Here is a 14,607-nt window from a genome sequence, read left to right on the forward strand (position 1 = left end):
CCACGCCATGCCGACGGCGGCAGGGACACTAACGGTCGCTCACCTCCGGATCGTGATCGAATGGTCTCTAGACACCCTGCGCGGCGCGCGGCGCGGCCGGGAGGGGCGATTCATGACCTGTACCGTCTCCACCCATACGGACCGAGCGCGCCCGTCTGTTCGGGCGTGGCTGCGGCAAGACCGGAAGGTGCCCCCGGCGCGACATCCCGCACTGGTCAGCGGATCCGGTGCCATACAAGGAGGAGGTTCGAATGGAGTTGAGCAGTAAAGTCGCGATCGTCACCGGAGCCGCCAGCGGTATCGGCAAGGAGATTGCGCGGCAGTACATCCTGCAGGGCGCAAACGTCGCCATCGCCGATCTAAACGTCGACGCGGCGCGCGCCACGGCCGACGAACTCGATGCCAGCGGCTCGTCGGCGATGGCGGTCGAGATGGACGTCACGAACGAGGCCGAGGTCGATGCCGGCGTGCGCGCGGTCTGCGATCGGTTCGGGGGTGTCGACATCCTCGTCTCCAACGCAGGCATCCAGATCGTCTCGCCCGTCGACCGGTTCGACTTCGCCGACTGGAAAAAGATGCTCGCGATCCACCTGGACGGCGCGTTCCTCACCACCCGCGCGTGTCTCCAGCGGATGTACGCCCAGCAACGCGGCGGTGCGATCATCTACATCGGCTCGGCGCACTCCAAGGAGGCGTCAAGGCTCAAGGCACCGTACGTGACGGCGAAACACGGGCTGATCGGTCTCGCGAAGGTCGTTGCGAAGGAAGGGGCCGACCATGGCGTCCGCGCCAACGTCATCTGCCCGGGTTTTGTCCGGACGCCGCTGGTGGAGAAGCAAATCCCGGAGCAGGCGAAGGCCCTTGGCATCACCGAAGACCAGGTCGTCAGGGACGTGATGCTCAAGGAAACGATCGACGGGCAGTTTACGACGCTCGACGACGTCGCACGATGCGCGACGTTTCTCGCGGCATTTCCGTCAAACGCACTGACCGGCCAGTCGCTCGTGGTGAGCCACGGCTGGGCGATGCAATGATTGAGGGGGCGATGAAATGGACGGAGCAGTGAATCCCGAAAACGTCGGGCGGGCCGGGCGGGTGCAGCAGACCGCGCCCTTCGATTGCATCGCGCTTGTGCTGCAGGGTGGCGGTGCCCTGGGCGCCTATCAGGCCGGTGTGTACGAAGCATTGGCGCAAGCGGCGCTTTACCCGAACTGGGTCGCGGGCATCTCGATCGGTGCCATCAACGCCGCGCTGATCGCCGGCAACGCGCCGGAGCAGCGCGTCGAGAAGTTGCGTGCGTTCTGGCAGACCGTGACGGCCGACCCATGGGCAGGCTGGTTCGCCACGCCGGCACCCGTCGGCGGAGACCTTCTGCGTCATTGGGCAAACCATTGGCATGCCGCCGCCGCGGTGATGACCGGCGCTGCCGGTTTTTTCGCGCCGCGGCAGGTTCCCGCCTATTTCGCGCCTGCCGGCAGCGCCGATGCGATTAGCTTCTACGATACGACGGCGCTCAAGACCACGCTCGAGCGGCTTGTCGACTTCGACCGGATCAATGCCGGCGACATGCGCTTTCAGCGTCGGCGCGGTGAACGTGGCGACGGCCAATCTGGTATGTTTCGACAATCGAACGCACGAGATCCGGCCCGAGCACGTCATTGCCAGCGGCGCGCTCCCGCCGGCCTTCGCGCCGGTCGAGATCGAAGGCGAGTATTACTGGGACGGCGGGGTGGTTTCGAACACGCCGCTCCAATGGGTCGTCGATAGCGCCGACCGTCAGGATACGCTCGCGTTCCAGGTCGATTTGTGGAGCGCGCGGGGCGCCATCCCCCGCACCATGCCGGAGGTGATGACGCGCCAGAAGGAAATCCAATATTCGAGCCGGACGCGGGCGCGATCCGATCAGTTCCGAAAGGAGCAAAAGCTGCGGAGCGCCCTGACCGACCTCATTTCGAAGCTGCCCGAACATTTACGCGACACGCCCGAATATGCGCTCCTGGCGCCGGAGTCCGATCGCAACGTCTACAACATCATCCAGCTCATCTATCAGTCGCGTCGCACGGAGGAGGGCTCGAAGGACTTCGAATTTTCGAAGCGCAGCATGGAAGATCATTGGGCCGCAGGATGGTCCGACACGATCCGGACGCTGCGGCATCCCGAAGTGCTCGAGCGACCAACCAGTGTCGACGGCATCTTCACGTTCGACATCGCCACCAACGGGAGGCTTTCATGAACAGGTCCGACGTCCGCAACCGCGCATTCGCGATGCCCCTCACGCAACCCGCGTACCCGCCAGGGCCGTACCGGTTCTACGATCGCGAGTTTCTCATCCTGACCTACCGCACCGATCCTGATAAACTGCGCGAGATCGTTCCAGAGCCGCTCGAAGTCGCGTCCGATCTGGTGAAATTCGAGTTCATCCGGATGCCCGACTCAACCGGCTTCGGCAACTATACCGAAGCGGGGCAAGTCATCCCCGTCCGCTTTCGGGGAGAAGCCGGGAACTACACGCTCAACATGTTCCTGAACGACCATCCGCCGATCGCGGGCGGGCGCGAGCTGTGGGGCTTTCCCAAGAAGCTTGCGGGCCCAAGCCTTCGAACCGAGACGGACATGCTCGTCGGTACGCTGGACTATGGGCCGGTTCGCGTCGCGACGGGGACCATGGGCTACAAGTACAAGGAGGGGGACGCGGACGCGACTGTACGCGCGCTTGCCGCGCCCAACTTCCTGCTCAAGATCATTCCGCACGTGGACGGCACCGCGCGCATCTGCGAGCTCGTCGAATATCATCTGGAGGACATTGCGCTGAAGGGGGTCTGGACCGGGCCTGGGGCCTTGTCGTTGGTTCCCCATGCGCTTGCCCCGGTGGCAGACCTGCCGATACGCGAGCTCGTCTCGACGACCCATTTCGTCGCTGACCTTACGCTCGGGCTCGGTAAGGTCGTCTACGACTATCTCGACGACGCCTAGGCGCCGCCGAGGCGGGGTCTTCTGCGATGCGCGACGGCCCGGTAGAACCGGTGATCCCGACATTCCCGTTCATGGGCGCTCGCTGAGATTCCCCCTTGGGCCGGAAGGGTGCCGACGCCGCATCGACGCTCACCCTTCGCGTTCGGGACCATGTCTTTTCTATCAGGCCATCAGGGGGCGACGTGTCGCAGCCCCCTGATGGCGTGATCTGGCCTCGCCGGCCCGCACGAATGCCTCTCGGGTCGGCGATCGCCGCTTGGGCGATACCGGCGTGCCGGGCGGTCATCGTCCAGCCCGCCGGGTCGCTGTTCGATGACGGTCTTGGCATCGCGCCCGGGCTCGCGCGGACGCCGGCGCGCTTGGGACGATGGGCGTACGCACCGGGAATGCGGGTGGACTGCCGGCTACGTGCGTGGTGCCGGACAGCCAAGTGCGGCCCCCCGCAGCGCCGGTTTCGGCGCTTGCGAAGGGGCCTGCGTTGAGGAGCTGCGGTGTCGGGGTGGCCGAAAGTGCAGGCTCCTAGCCCGCGGGGCCGTCCAGCTCCGGGGCGTGCCACGGATAGGGCGCGATCGCGCTGGGCGACTTGCCCCCAAGATCGGCTGCGAAGCTGTGGTTGACGTCGCGATGATGCGCTTCGTCGGCGCGAACCACCAGGATGACGTCGCGCAGTGTGGCATTGTCGGACAGGCCCCAATAACGGCGTGCGATCGCCGGGGCGGGGACGTTGGCGCTGCGCCCCGCATCGATTTCCGCAAGATAATGGGTGTAGCTGATCACCGCTTCTTCCTCGAAATAGCCGACCAGCCGATGCGCGGTTTTCGGGGAAAGCAGGTAGAGGGCGAAGAAGCCGAGATAGAAGAGCCACTGCACGACCAGCACGACGAGCCGCTCGAACAGCGTCGGCTTGCACACCTCCAGGAAGGTCATCAGGTGCATGCGCTCGTTCTCGGCCTCTTCCATAAGGATGCGGATCCAGCCACGATCGGGCTTCATCTGCCGCAGGCAGCGCAAATGGGTCAGCGTGGCGCCGACCATGCCCGGCACCGCCGCCACCGTTTCCAGCACGATGGCGCGATGGCCATAGCGTTTGGCAAAGAAGGTGTCGGCGATGAACCGCAGCAGCCGCGTGGCGGCCAGCGCGAAGCGATCGGAACCGCCATGGGGCGGGTGATGGATGGAAAGATCAATTTCGGGGGCATAGTTCATGATGTCACTCCTGATGGCGCGTAAAGTCGGGCGCGGCACGCGGCCCAGCGAGTGGCCGGAAACCGCCGCGATAGGATCAACCGGCTGGGCAAGAGCGGGATGGCGGGGCACGCGACGCGCCTGACGTCGCATGGGTGGCACCCGGCACCGTGAATCTCATCGCCGAACGCGGCGGCTGTACCTGCGGCGAACGGTCCGGCGGCGTGAGGACAGGTGATGCGCGGAAGTGGCTTACTGTGAGCCGCAGGGTCTGCCGAACGTGCGACAGGGCGGCGCTACGCGGCCCCGCGCCGGACCTTCGGTCAAAGCGGCGATGCCACCGGGTCGGCCAGGCTCTCGTCGCGCCGGCACATTGACCCGTCGCCCGTCTCTAGCCGCCGTTGCTTGGACGACGATCGACGAGCCCGTTGAGCGCCATCACCGTAAGGCCCCCCGCCAAGGTTGCGACGACCCGGTCCAGGAGCAGGCTTGGGGCGACCGACCTGCCGATATCGAGCACCAGCAGGATCAGTGGCGTGCTGACGGTGGCATAAAGCAGGTAACTCCGTGCGCGTGCCAATGGCACGACCGTCGCGAGCAGGCACGCGACGATGCCGCGGGCAATCGGCGCCGAGAAGCAGACCAGGATCGTTCCCGTCAGCAGAACGCCGCCCAGGGTGCCCGCCAACCGCTGCATGATTTTCACCGGAACATGTTCGATGCGACGCTGGGTCAGCAGCGCGACCGTGAGGAGGATCCAGTAGAAATGATGGGTCGGCCATAGATGGCGCAAAACGCTGGCGATGCCGAGACCGAGCGCAAGCCGAAGCGGGTATTGCCATCCCTCGAGCGTGTGCAGCGTGCGGCGAAAGGCGGCGCGACGCTGCGCATCGGTGGGCCCTCGCCGCGTCTCAGGCACAGGGCCTTCCTGACGCCTGCGGCCACCGGCGAGGATGCCGCGCAGGGCGATGTTCCACAACGCGCCCGATCCGAAGATCAGGGCTGCAGCGCCACGATGCGCTGCTGCACCGTCGAGAAAACCGACGCTCAGCACGAGATAGATGGTGAACCGAATGGCATCCCCTGCGACCGGCCGACTATAGCCTGACAGCAAGCCCGCCGCCGCGGCGAGTGCGATTACCGCGAGGTCGGACCAGGGCCACCCTGCGACTGCGGTCGCAGCCGCAACGGCTGTCAGCGCGGGCGCGAGGGTGTGGCTCAGGCCGGGGGGTGACGTGGTCGCGCTGCCGCGGACACCCGTCGGTGCTCCGGCAAGCAGGATGGCACCGAGGCCGATCGTGAAGCCTGCCTCCGCGTGTCCGAGCATCAGACCGACGGCAACGGGGGTGCCCATGCCGAGCGCCGCGATCGCGAGGCTGCGGACGCTCACGGGTTCCCCCCGATCAATCGCCACGACATCGCGCCAGAGTCGGGAGACGTGGAGCCATGTCACGATCTGTTTCCCGCTGCACCAGCCGTGCCGATGCGGGGGAAAGCGCCGACGGCGTTGTCCAGCAGGCGACCGTCCTTGCCGGCCACTCAGTCGATTCCCCGTGCGTCCTCGATCGATCGGGTTCCATCAGTCGCCGGGTCGATCAGGCGGCCGGGAACCAGCCAGTCGGGCGCCGTCCTGGCACGGTGCACTTCGGCGCCCGCTTGGTCGGTGAGCATGCAATATTCATCGAAGGCCTGATCGCGGGGGCGGCGGAAGCCGCGCCGGTTCCACCCTTGCTCTGCGGCCTTCAAGCCGGTGCACGGCAGGATGGCGATGGGTCTCGGAAGATCCGGCACGCACACGCTCCTTGTTGTCGACTAAATAATGATACGCTATGCGTACCATTATGTCGAGTGTGGACGATCGGGAGAGCGACGAGGCGCGGATCGTGCGGGCGGTGCTGCGTCTTGCGAGGAGCATGCGCGGATCTGCGCGGGCCGCCGAGCTGACGGGCGGCGCGCTTGCGCTGGTGGCGACGCTCTATCGCAAGGGACCGCTGAGTGCGGTGGCGCTCGCCCGAGCCGAGGGGCTGCAACCGCAATCGCTCAGTCGGCTTCTGGTGCGACTAGAGACCGGCGGGCTGATCGAGCGGGCGATCGATCCTGAAGACCGGAGACGCTACGTCATCACGCTGACCATCCGGGGACGCAACGCGCTGCGTTCGGCGATGACCCAGCGCGGCGAATGGCTCGGCACCATGATGGCCGAGCGGCTGAACGAGGCCGAGCGCGCAAGCCTGTGCGCCGCCGCCGAAGTCATGCTCAAGATTGTCGGCCCCTTGGAGGACGATCCTCCCGAAGACGGATGAACCGACGCCTCTCACCGGACGAGCCAAAGCTGATACGCGATTGCAGGCGCTACCCTTTGTTGGCGGAGCCCATTCCCCCACCTCCACGCCCAACACCATCGCGTCGGATCCGGCGGAGGTTCGACGCACGCGTGCCTTTCGCGACGGCGAGCCTGCCGGTGCGAAAGCAATCCCATCCGCGCTCAAGCCGGGGGGTGCCGAAGGCCAGGATCGTCAACGTTCGAAAGGACAGGTTCGCGGTTGATCGGCCGTTACCCAAGCGCGTCATCATCTTGGGAAAAAACGCGATACGCAAACCGAAGGAACGAAGGGTGTCGCCGCTTGACGCAGGGCGGCGATCGAGGACGGGGTGCTGAAAGAGGGAACTTTCGCCGCAACCAATGGGGGGCATGCTGAGGCTGTTGTCCGACACGCGGTAGCCGGTTCAAGCGGACCAGGTCACGCCCCGATATACCGCGGAGAGCCAATGCGATGATTGATGTTGGCTTTCCGGTCCTAGGCCGGAAGCTGGTGACCCCTACGAGAATCGAACTCGTGCTTACGCCGTGAGAGGGCGTCGTCCTAACCGCTAGACGAAGGGGCCGTTAGCGAAGCGGCGTCCTTACGCAGCCCGGGCCGCCGCGTCAACCCGTTGTGCCGTGCTGTCTGGTGGCCGGAACTCGAACCGTATTGCCACGTTTGTTTCGGTGTCGGACGAACTGTCGTCCGTTCCGGCGAGGGGCCGGGTTTTCAGAAGGGAAGTTTCATGCTCTGGACGATCGTAGTCATTCTGCTGGTGCTCTGGGCACTTGGTTTTGCTGTTCACATCGGCGGTGGTTTGATCCACCTCTTGCTCGTGATCGCCGCGATCGTCGTGGTTGTGCGCCTGCTGCAGGGCCGCTCGGCGGTATAGTTCGACGGGGGGCGGGGGGCGGCTCAGGCCGCCGCCCGCCGCCGTTCCGCCATCTCGACGTTCAGCATTTCCGCCAGCAGGAACGCAAGCTCCAGACTTTGACCGGCGTTGAGCCGCGGGTCGCAATGCGTGTGGTAGCGATCCGCCAGCGACTGTTCCGTCACGTCGACCGCACCGCCGGTGCACTCCGTGACGTTCTGCCCGGTCATCTCGGCGTGGATTCCGCCCGCGATCGACCCTTCGGCGCGATGCACCGCGAAGAACCCGCGTACTTCTGCCAGGATCCGATCGAACGGCCGGGTCTTGTACCCCGTCGCTGCCTTCACGGTATTGCCGTGCATCGGATCGCAGCTCCACACCACCGGATGCCCCTCGCGCAGCACCGCGCGCACCAGCTTGGGGAGGCCCGCCTCGATCTTGTCGTGGCCATAGCGGGTGATGAGCGTCATCCGCCCCGGGATCCGCGACGGGTTGAGCGTGTCGAGCAAGCGCAGCAGCGCGTCTGGCTCGAGGCTCGGGCCGCACTTCATCCCGATCGGATTGCCGATCCCGCGGAGATATTCGACATGCGCGCTACCCTCGAAGCGCGTGCGATCACCGATCCACAGGAAATGCGCGCTCGTGTCATACCAGTCGCCGGTCAGCGAATCCTGCCGGGTCAGGGCCTGTTCGTAGCGGAGCAGCAGCGCCTCATGGCTGGTGTAGAAGCTCGTCTGCGCGAGCTGCGGCACCGTCTCGGGGCTGATCCCGCACGCTTCCATGAAGTCGAGCGCCTCGCCGATCCGGTCGGCGACGTCGGCGAACTTCTTCGCCCACGGGCTGCGGCCCATATAATCGTGCGTCCAGCGATGGACCTGGTGCAGGTTCGCATAGCCGCCGCCTGCGAACGCGCGCAGCAGGTTGAGCGTCGCCGCCGACTGGCTGTACGCGCGAATCATCCGCTGCGGATCGTTCGCGCGGGCGTCCGGGGTGAAGGCGATGTCGTTGACGATGTCGCCGCGGTAGGCGGGCAGGGTGACGTCGCCGATCGTCTCGGTGTCGGCCGAACGCGGTTTGGCGAACTGCCCCGCCATGCGGCCGAGCTTTACCGTCGGCAGCTTCGACGCGAAGGTGAGCACGACCGCCATCTGCAGGATCACGCGGAACGTGTCGCGGATGTTGTTCGCGCTATGCTCGGCGAAGCTCTCGGCGCAATCGCCGCCCTGGAGGAGGAACGCCTTGCCCTCGGCGACGCGCGCGAGATCGGCGGTCAGGTTGCGCGCCTCGCCCGCGAAGACGAGCGGCGGGAACGTGCTGAGCTGCGCGGTCGCGGCGTCGAGCGCGGCGGGATCCTCATAGGTTGGCATTTGCCGCGCCTCGGCGCGGGTCCAGCTATCGGGGGCCCAGCTGCTCATGTCATTCTCCATGCGAATCTGTACATACCAGTCGGCGTGTGCCGCGATGGCGTTGGCGGCGATCTGGTTGACCACCGGGCCGCTGGCGCGCTTGCCATCCTCTTCCCAGCCCTGGACGGTCGACCCCGGCGCGCCATACCACGCCCCGAAGGCGGCGCGGGTGAGCCCGCGTTCTTCACGGAAGCGTTTGATCTTAAGGCCGGCCATCGTCGTCATGCGCAGTGCATTACCCAGGTTGGGTAAAAGGCGCAACTCCGATTTTCCCTTGCTGGGTAATTGGCGGACACTCCCCTTGTCCGGGACTGGTCGGGCGGTGTTTGTTATTGCTGGCGATCATTTGATACCATGTCATGTCTGAGCTTCATCGTCGGCACCGCAGGGCAGCGCGGACAAACAGCTACGGGAAACCGATATGACCGAAGAGATCGCAACGGGACTGCTCGAAGCCAGCATCGAACGGGTCTGGAACGAGCATGACGGTGAAAAGCGGATCGCTGCGATAGCGACGCTCTATCACCCCGAGGCGCGCATCTACGAACCCGAACGGTCGATCACGGGACATGCCGCCATTTCGGACACCGTCGCCGATGTCCTTGCAGACATGCCGCCGGGTTTCCGGTTCGAGGTCACCGGCCCTACGCTCGGCCATCACGGTGTTGCCGTGACCCGCTGGAAAGGCGGACCTCCGGGACAGGTCACCATGAGCGGCGCGGATACCGTGCGCATCCTTGACGGCAAGATTCACGAGCACTGGTTCTTCTTCGATCCGGCACCGACACGCTGAGCGTACGGGGCCGGACCTGGGACGACCGCGAGCGCCGAAAGGCGGGATATCGTCGTTTCGTCGATGAGGTGCCGTCCCTGCCATGAGGCGAGGTTTCGCATCGTTCTGATAGCCGGCATTTGGGTGCAGATGCGTCTTGCCTGTGTCGGGTCCGCCGGAACCGTACGACAGGGCACCGCCCGTACCGTTCTGACACACGCCGCCAGCCGCCGAATGTCGCTTCGTGGGAACCAGCGACGGCGTGCGTCGTTTCGATGCCCGACTGGTTAACATGCTCTTCAGGAAGCACAAAAAATGGTGCGTAAAACATTAGGCTCGGGTTCATTCCGGCGGACTTTCCAGGCTCCCAGACGCCTGAACGACGATCCGCGGGCGGGCCTTACCCCGATCGAACTCATGATGTTGGACAAGTCGCTCAAGGGCGCAAACTAAAGCGGGATCGCGGGAAGGCGGGGGCTGCGGCGACCGGCCATCGCGGTTTTTCGTCTTGCGGCGGAGGCGTCGCTAGGGCCGGGTAGCGCGCGGTCGTGCTGGATGGACGGATATCTTCGCCTGCCAGTCCCTTCTGGCCTATATCCGGGGCGGCGCCCTGTTCCCGCGCCTCAATAGCCCGCGTCGAGATCGACGACATTCTCCATCATCTCCCCCGCCTGGAATTTGGCGAGGTTGCGCAGGAACAGCTCGGCCGCGCGAACGAACATCTTGGTCTGGCTGCGTCCCGCGAGGTGCATCGAGTGGATCACGTTCGGGGTGGTCCACAACGGATGCTCCGGCGGGAGCGGTTCGGGGTCGACCGTATCGAGGAACGCGCCCGCGATCCTCTTGCCATCGAGCGCGGCAATCAAGGCATCCTGATCGACCATGTCGCCGCGCGCGATGTTGACGAGCCATGCGCTCGCCTTCATCGCCGCCAGTTCGGGAGCTCCGATCGCCGCCTTTGTGTCTCCGGTCGAAGGCGCGGCGAGGATCACCCAGTCATATTCAGCGAGTCGCGGTTTCCACGCATCCGGCGTCAGCGTTCCGTCGCGGCCCGAGCGCGTGACGCCGGTCACCGCAACCCCGAACGCGGCGAGCCGGTCGCCGATCAGCCGCCCGATCGCCCCATAGCCGACGACGAGCGCGCGGGTTTCGAACAGTTCCTGCCGTCCGGGGGCCGAATCGGGCCATTCGCGCCGGTCGGCGATCCGCACAACGTCGTCGTACCGCTTGGCGGCGACCAGCACGCCCATCACCGCATATTCGGCGACGGCGATCGCGTTGATCCCGGCGCCGTTGGTGACGATCGTCCCCGCGTCGCGCAGCGCCACGAGATCGAGCGATTCGATTCCGGCGATCGCGGTGAACAGCCAGCGCAACCGTTTCGCGGCGGCAACCGCTTCCTGAGTCAGCCCGTGCGGGTACAGATCGACCCAGCCGATGTCGGCGTCGACCATCGCCGCAGTCGCCTCCGCCCGTGTCGCGACCCAGCTGATGTCGAGTCCGGCGGGAAGCCGCGGTTCAAGTAACTGGCGGGCAAGCGCGGGCAGGACGACTTTCATCAACGACCTTTCGGAACGATCAAAACCAGGCGGTATGGCCCTCGACATATTTGCGCTCGAACGCCTCGTCGGGCGTGGCGAGATAGATGATGCATTCGATCAGCGCGATCACCGCGATGATCGCGGTCGGCACGCCGAACAGGATCGACCCGAATACCGCGACGCACAGCATGATGATCCCGGCCCTGACCTGCCCGAGATAGAATTTGTGGAGCCCGAGCGTGCCGAGGAAGAAGGCGAGCAGCGCGGCGACGAAGCGGTTCTTGTCGGCGGTCATCGCGCCGCCGCCCGTGACATAGATGCCGGTCGCGCGGCCATCCTGCGCCTCGAAATCGACGCGCTGGCCGCTCTGCGGGGGGCTGCGGTGGCGCCAGTCGGCGGGCGTGAAGGCGTAGCGGCGTCCGTCCTCGGCGCTGATCATGCCCTCGGCGCTATTGGTGTCGAACCCCAAGACCTTGCCCTGCATCGTCACGTCCCCCCGGTAGTGTCCGGGGGGCAGCTTAGCGCGAGCGGGGCCGAAGGGAAGGGGGTGTTCTCTCTTCGTTTCTGGTGGGGGAGGACAAGGAAGCAGGGGAGACACAACCGTTGCCAAAACGGACGTCAGCCGTGCGGAGGCGAGGCCTCGAAAAAAGGTCCGTCATCCTGAACTTGTTTCAGGATCCAGCCCTCCGCGATTCCAGACGATGCCTGTTGCGCGGTGGATGCTGAAACAAGTTCAGCATGACGGAAGCTTTTGAACGAGGAATGACGACCAAACGTCCGTTTGCAATTATGCAGAGATTTCGTTTTGCGGGAATGACGGAGGTTGGGGCGGCGGCTTGCTCACTACGGTGGCACGCTAGCGGAGACGACGCTCCCCAGCCGGCGCCCTAATAAGCTCCGAGTTTCCAGTCCCAGCCCAGCGCATCGCCGTCCATCACCTCGACCCCCGCCGCGGCGAGCGAATCGCGGATCGCGTCCGATGCAGCGAAATCCTTGTCGATCCGCGCCTGCTTGCGTTCCGCGATCCGCGTCTCGATCGTCGCCGCGTCGATCGTCGCATCCACCGGCCGCAACCGCATATCGCCCCGCGTCAGCGTCGCCAGTCGCAGCCCCAGCACCGCATCGAAATCCCCGATCGCGCCGATCCGCACCGTCGGAGACAGCTTCTTGTCCGCGATCAGCTCGTCGAGCACGGTCAGTGCGCGCGGCGTGTTGAGATCGTCCGCCACCGCTTCCTCGAGCCGCGCGAGATAGGGCTCGGCATCGCCCTTGAGCGTCCCGTCGTCGCGGGCGCGCAGGGCGTCGAGCGCGATCACCAGCCGCTTCAGCCGCGTGAAGGCGGCGGCGAGGTTCTCCCAGGTGAACTCGAGTTCGCTACGATAGTGCGCCTGCAGGCACATCAGCCGGTAGGCGAGCGGGTGGAAGCCCGCATCCACCAGCGTCTGCATTCGGAGGAACGCGCCGGTCGACTTGGACATCTTGCCGCCGCGGTCGACCAGGAAATTGTTGTGCATCCAGATCCGCGCGCCGGTATCCTCGCACGAACAGAACGCCTGGTTCTGCGCGATCTCGTTCGGATGGTGGATCTCGCGGTGGTCGATCCCGCCGGTGTGAATGTCGAACGGGTGTCCGAGATGCTGGAGGCTCATCACCGAGCATTCGAGGTGCCAGCCCGGCGCGCCCTTGCCCCACGGCGAATCCCATTCCATCTGGCGTTGCTCGCCCGGTGGCGAGCGCCGCCAGATCGCGAAATCGGCGGCGTTGCGCTTGCCCGATACCGGGTCGATCCGGCTTTCGCCCCGGCTCTCGTCCAGATCCGTTGTCGCTCGCGCGAGCGCCCCATAATGCGGCACCTTGCTGGTGTCGAAATAGAGGCCGCCTTCGATAAGATAGCAGTCCTTTTCGATCGTCTTGGCGAAGTCGATCATCTGCGGGATGTGATCGGTCGCGACGGTCCACTCGGCGGGCGGCTCGATGTTGAGCCGTGCCACGTCGTCCTTGAACGCCGCCGTATAATGCGCGGCGATCTCCCAGATCGACTTGGCCTGCGCGGCGGCGGCCTTTTCCATCTTGTCGTCGCCCGCATCCGCGTCGCTGGTCAGGTGGCCGACGTCGGTGATGTTGATGACGTGCTTGGTCGGCCAGCCCTTCCACCGAATCACCCGCCCCAGCGTGTCCGCGAACAGGAACGCGCGCATGTTGCCGATGTGCTGATAGTTATAGACGGTCGGGCCGCAGGTGTAGATTCGCACTACGCGCGGGTCGATCGGCACGAACGGCTCTGGCGTCCGCGTCAGGCTGTTATATAGCGTAAGGGGTGTTCCGGTCATGGTGTTCGCTTAGCGAGCGCAGGGCCGGCAAGTCACGTAAAAGCTGCGCCACGGGTTGAAACTTACAACCCAGCCGTGTAGGGCGCACGCCTTGCGACGCGGACCTGATGTCCGCGGCGGCGCTTTTCTATCGATTCGGAGCTGTTCGGGTTTATGCAAATCATCGTTCGCGACAACAATGTCGACCAGGCGCTGCGCGCGCTCAAGAAGAAGCTGCAGCGCGAAGGCGTGTATCGCGAAATGAAGTTGCGCCGTCATTACGAGAAGCCGAGCGAAAAGCGCGCGCGCGAGCGTGCTGCGGCCGTTCGTCGCGCCCGCAAGCTCGAGCGCAAGCGCATGGAGCGTGACGGCGCACGGTAAGACCCGTGTCCCGGGCGGGCCGCTTCTGGCCCGCCAGGCTCTACCTTCCCTGACCCGACCGCCCATCTGGGAGCGCCCATGTCGATCACCGCTGTTCCGCTGAAGCCCGTCAAGCGGCGTGTCTTGGTGTATCTGTGGGCCGGCATCGCGGTGGCCGCGGTCGGTGCCGCCGCGCTTGCGGTGCAGACCCCGGTCGATCCGGCGGCGACCTTCCTTGCGCACAACGCGCGCAACAAGGGCGTCAAGCAGACTCCGTCGGGCCTGCAATATCAGGTGCTCACGCCGGGCACCGGTGCCCCGCCGACCGACCAGGACGTCGCGCTCGTCAATTACGAGGGCAAGTTCGTCGACGGGACCGTGTTCGACAAGAGCCAGCGCCCGTTCCCGGTGCCGCTCGGCGAGCACGCCGTCGTTCCCGGGTTCGAGGAGGCGCTGTCTCTGATCCCCAAGGGCGGCAAATACCGCGTGTGGATCAAGCCGAGCCTCGCGTACGGCGACACCGCGCGTCCGGGGATGCCCGCGCATTCGACGCTGGTGTTCGACATCGAGATGCTCGATTTCCTTTCCAAGGCCGCGGTCCAGCAGCTTCAACAGCAGCAGCAGATGCAGCAGCAAATGATGCAGCAGGGCGGTGGTGCTCCGGGCGGCATGCCGCCGGGCGCGATGCCGGGTGCGCCTGCGGGTGTTCCGGGTGGGGCCCCGGGTGGGGCGATTCCTCAGGGTAACTGAGCGCTTCGGCACATTGCTGGTGATACCAGAACCCCGGCCTCGGTCGGGGTTTTTGGCGTTTGGACGGGCTTCCCAACGTCGTCCTTCCCGCGAAGGCGAGAGTTTTGCAAAACCGTCCGTCATCCTGAACGTGTTTC

General features: G+C 65.5%; 16 protein-coding genes and 1 tRNA gene. 9 read left to right on the plus strand and 8 right to left on the minus strand.

The window, feature by feature from the left end:
- Positions 1 to 251: 251 nt before the first annotated feature.
- Genes RH91_RS10305 through RH91_RS10315 form a run of 4 tightly spaced genes read left to right on the plus strand, consistent with a single transcriptional unit; the run spans position 252 to position 2,973 of the window.
- On the plus strand, positions 252 to 1,034 hold the full coding sequence (locus tag RH91_RS10305) for a 3-hydroxybutyrate dehydrogenase (protein ID WP_010162648.1): 783 nt from the start codon (positions 252 to 254) through the stop codon (positions 1,032 to 1,034).
- 16 nt (positions 1,035 to 1,050) lie between these two features.
- Positions 1,051 to 1,767, plus strand: a complete 717-nt coding sequence (locus RH91_RS23120) for a patatin-like phospholipase family protein (protein WP_232283477.1) — start codon at positions 1,051 to 1,053, stop codon at positions 1,765 to 1,767.
- The gene (locus RH91_RS23125; RefSeq protein ID WP_332306628.1) at positions 1,658 to 2,233 is read left to right on the plus strand and encodes a DUF3734 domain-containing protein; all 576 of its coding nucleotides are present in this window, start codon (positions 1,658 to 1,660) and stop codon (positions 2,231 to 2,233) included. Before RH91_RS23120 ends, RH91_RS23125 begins: the two co-directional genes overlap by 110 nt.
- Entirely contained in the window at positions 2,230 to 2,973 is a 744-nt protein-coding gene (locus RH91_RS10315) for an acetoacetate decarboxylase (RefSeq protein ID WP_010162651.1), read from the plus strand. Before RH91_RS23125 ends, RH91_RS10315 begins: the two co-directional genes overlap by 4 nt.
- A gap of 519 nt (positions 2,974 to 3,492) precedes the next feature.
- On the opposite strand, the gene RH91_RS10320 is transcribed toward RH91_RS10315, so the two are convergent.
- From RH91_RS10320 to RH91_RS10330, 3 genes are all read right to left on the minus strand, one after another.
- Positions 3,493 to 4,179 carry an alternative oxidase gene (locus RH91_RS10320; protein WP_010162652.1) on the minus strand — a complete coding sequence of 229 codons (687 nt, stop codon included), beginning with the start codon at positions 4,177 to 4,179 and terminating at the stop codon, positions 3,493 to 3,495.
- 370 nt (positions 4,180 to 4,549) lie between these two features.
- Positions 4,550 to 5,548, minus strand: coding sequence for an FUSC family protein (locus RH91_RS10325; RefSeq protein WP_010162653.1), 999 nt, complete (start codon positions 5,546 to 5,548; stop codon positions 4,550 to 4,552).
- 149 nt (positions 5,549 to 5,697) lie between these two features.
- Positions 5,698 to 5,949, minus strand: a complete 252-nt coding sequence (locus RH91_RS10330; protein ID WP_157136902.1) for a hypothetical protein — start codon at positions 5,947 to 5,949, stop codon at positions 5,698 to 5,700.
- A gap of 50 nt (positions 5,950 to 5,999) precedes the next feature.
- On the opposite strand from RH91_RS10330, the gene RH91_RS10335 reads away from it, so the two are divergent.
- Entirely contained in the window at positions 6,000 to 6,461 is a 462-nt protein-coding gene (locus tag RH91_RS10335; RefSeq protein WP_010162656.1) for a MarR family winged helix-turn-helix transcriptional regulator, read from the plus strand.
- Between the two features lie 508 nt (positions 6,462 to 6,969).
- Here RH91_RS10335 and RH91_RS10340 read toward each other — a convergent pair.
- Positions 6,970 to 7,044: transfer RNA gene (locus RH91_RS10340), tRNA-Glu, on the minus strand.
- Positions 7,045 to 7,206: 162 nt separating this feature from the next.
- Between RH91_RS10340 and RH91_RS22365 the strand changes: the two genes are divergently transcribed.
- Positions 7,207 to 7,353, plus strand: coding sequence for a lmo0937 family membrane protein (locus tag RH91_RS22365; protein WP_010162657.1), 147 nt, complete (start codon positions 7,207 to 7,209; stop codon positions 7,351 to 7,353).
- 23 nt (positions 7,354 to 7,376) lie between these two features.
- Here RH91_RS22365 and RH91_RS10345 read toward each other — a convergent pair whose 3' ends face one another.
- Positions 7,377 to 8,747 (minus strand): class II 3-deoxy-7-phosphoheptulonate synthase, encoded by a 1,371-nt coding sequence (locus RH91_RS10345; RefSeq protein WP_442852553.1) that lies wholly within the window; start codon positions 8,745 to 8,747, stop codon positions 7,377 to 7,379.
- 412 nt (positions 8,748 to 9,159) lie between these two features.
- Here RH91_RS10345 and RH91_RS10350 point away from each other — a divergent pair, with 412 nt between their 5' ends.
- Positions 9,160 to 9,531 carry a nuclear transport factor 2 family protein gene (locus RH91_RS10350; RefSeq protein ID WP_010162659.1) on the plus strand — a complete coding sequence of 124 codons (372 nt, stop codon included), beginning with the start codon at positions 9,160 to 9,162 and terminating at the stop codon, positions 9,529 to 9,531.
- Between the two features lie 602 nt (positions 9,532 to 10,133).
- Here the strand turns inward: RH91_RS10350 and RH91_RS10355 are convergent.
- The 3 genes from RH91_RS10355 to cysS form a co-directional block, all read right to left on the minus strand.
- Positions 10,134 to 11,069, minus strand: coding sequence for an NAD(P)-dependent oxidoreductase (locus tag RH91_RS10355; protein WP_010162660.1), 936 nt, complete (start codon positions 11,067 to 11,069; stop codon positions 10,134 to 10,136).
- 19 nt (positions 11,070 to 11,088) lie between these two features.
- On the minus strand, positions 11,089 to 11,535 hold the full coding sequence (locus tag RH91_RS10360; protein ID WP_010162661.1) for a TM2 domain-containing protein: 447 nt from the start codon (positions 11,533 to 11,535) through the stop codon (positions 11,089 to 11,091).
- A gap of 403 nt (positions 11,536 to 11,938) precedes the next feature.
- Positions 11,939 to 13,381 (minus strand): cysteine--tRNA ligase, encoded by a 1,443-nt coding sequence (gene cysS / locus RH91_RS10365; RefSeq protein ID WP_010162662.1) that lies wholly within the window; start codon positions 13,379 to 13,381, stop codon positions 11,939 to 11,941.
- Between the two features lie 153 nt (positions 13,382 to 13,534).
- Between cysS and rpsU the strand changes: the two genes are divergently transcribed.
- Both rpsU and RH91_RS10375 read left to right on the plus strand, forming a co-directional pair.
- The gene (gene rpsU / locus RH91_RS10370) at positions 13,535 to 13,741 is read left to right on the plus strand and encodes a 30S ribosomal protein S21 (RefSeq protein ID WP_010162663.1); all 207 of its coding nucleotides are present in this window, start codon (positions 13,535 to 13,537) and stop codon (positions 13,739 to 13,741) included.
- A 78-nt stretch (positions 13,742 to 13,819) separates the two neighbouring features.
- Positions 13,820 to 14,470 carry an FKBP-type peptidyl-prolyl cis-trans isomerase gene (locus tag RH91_RS10375; protein WP_010162664.1) on the plus strand — a complete coding sequence of 217 codons (651 nt, stop codon included), beginning with the start codon at positions 13,820 to 13,822 and terminating at the stop codon, positions 14,468 to 14,470.
- The last annotated feature ends 137 nt before the right edge of the window (positions 14,471 to 14,607 follow it).

The sequence above is a fragment of the Sphingomonas sp. PAMC 26617 genome (assembly GCF_000242835.1).
Classification (GTDB): Bacteria; Pseudomonadota; Alphaproteobacteria; order Sphingomonadales; family Sphingomonadaceae; genus Sphingomonas.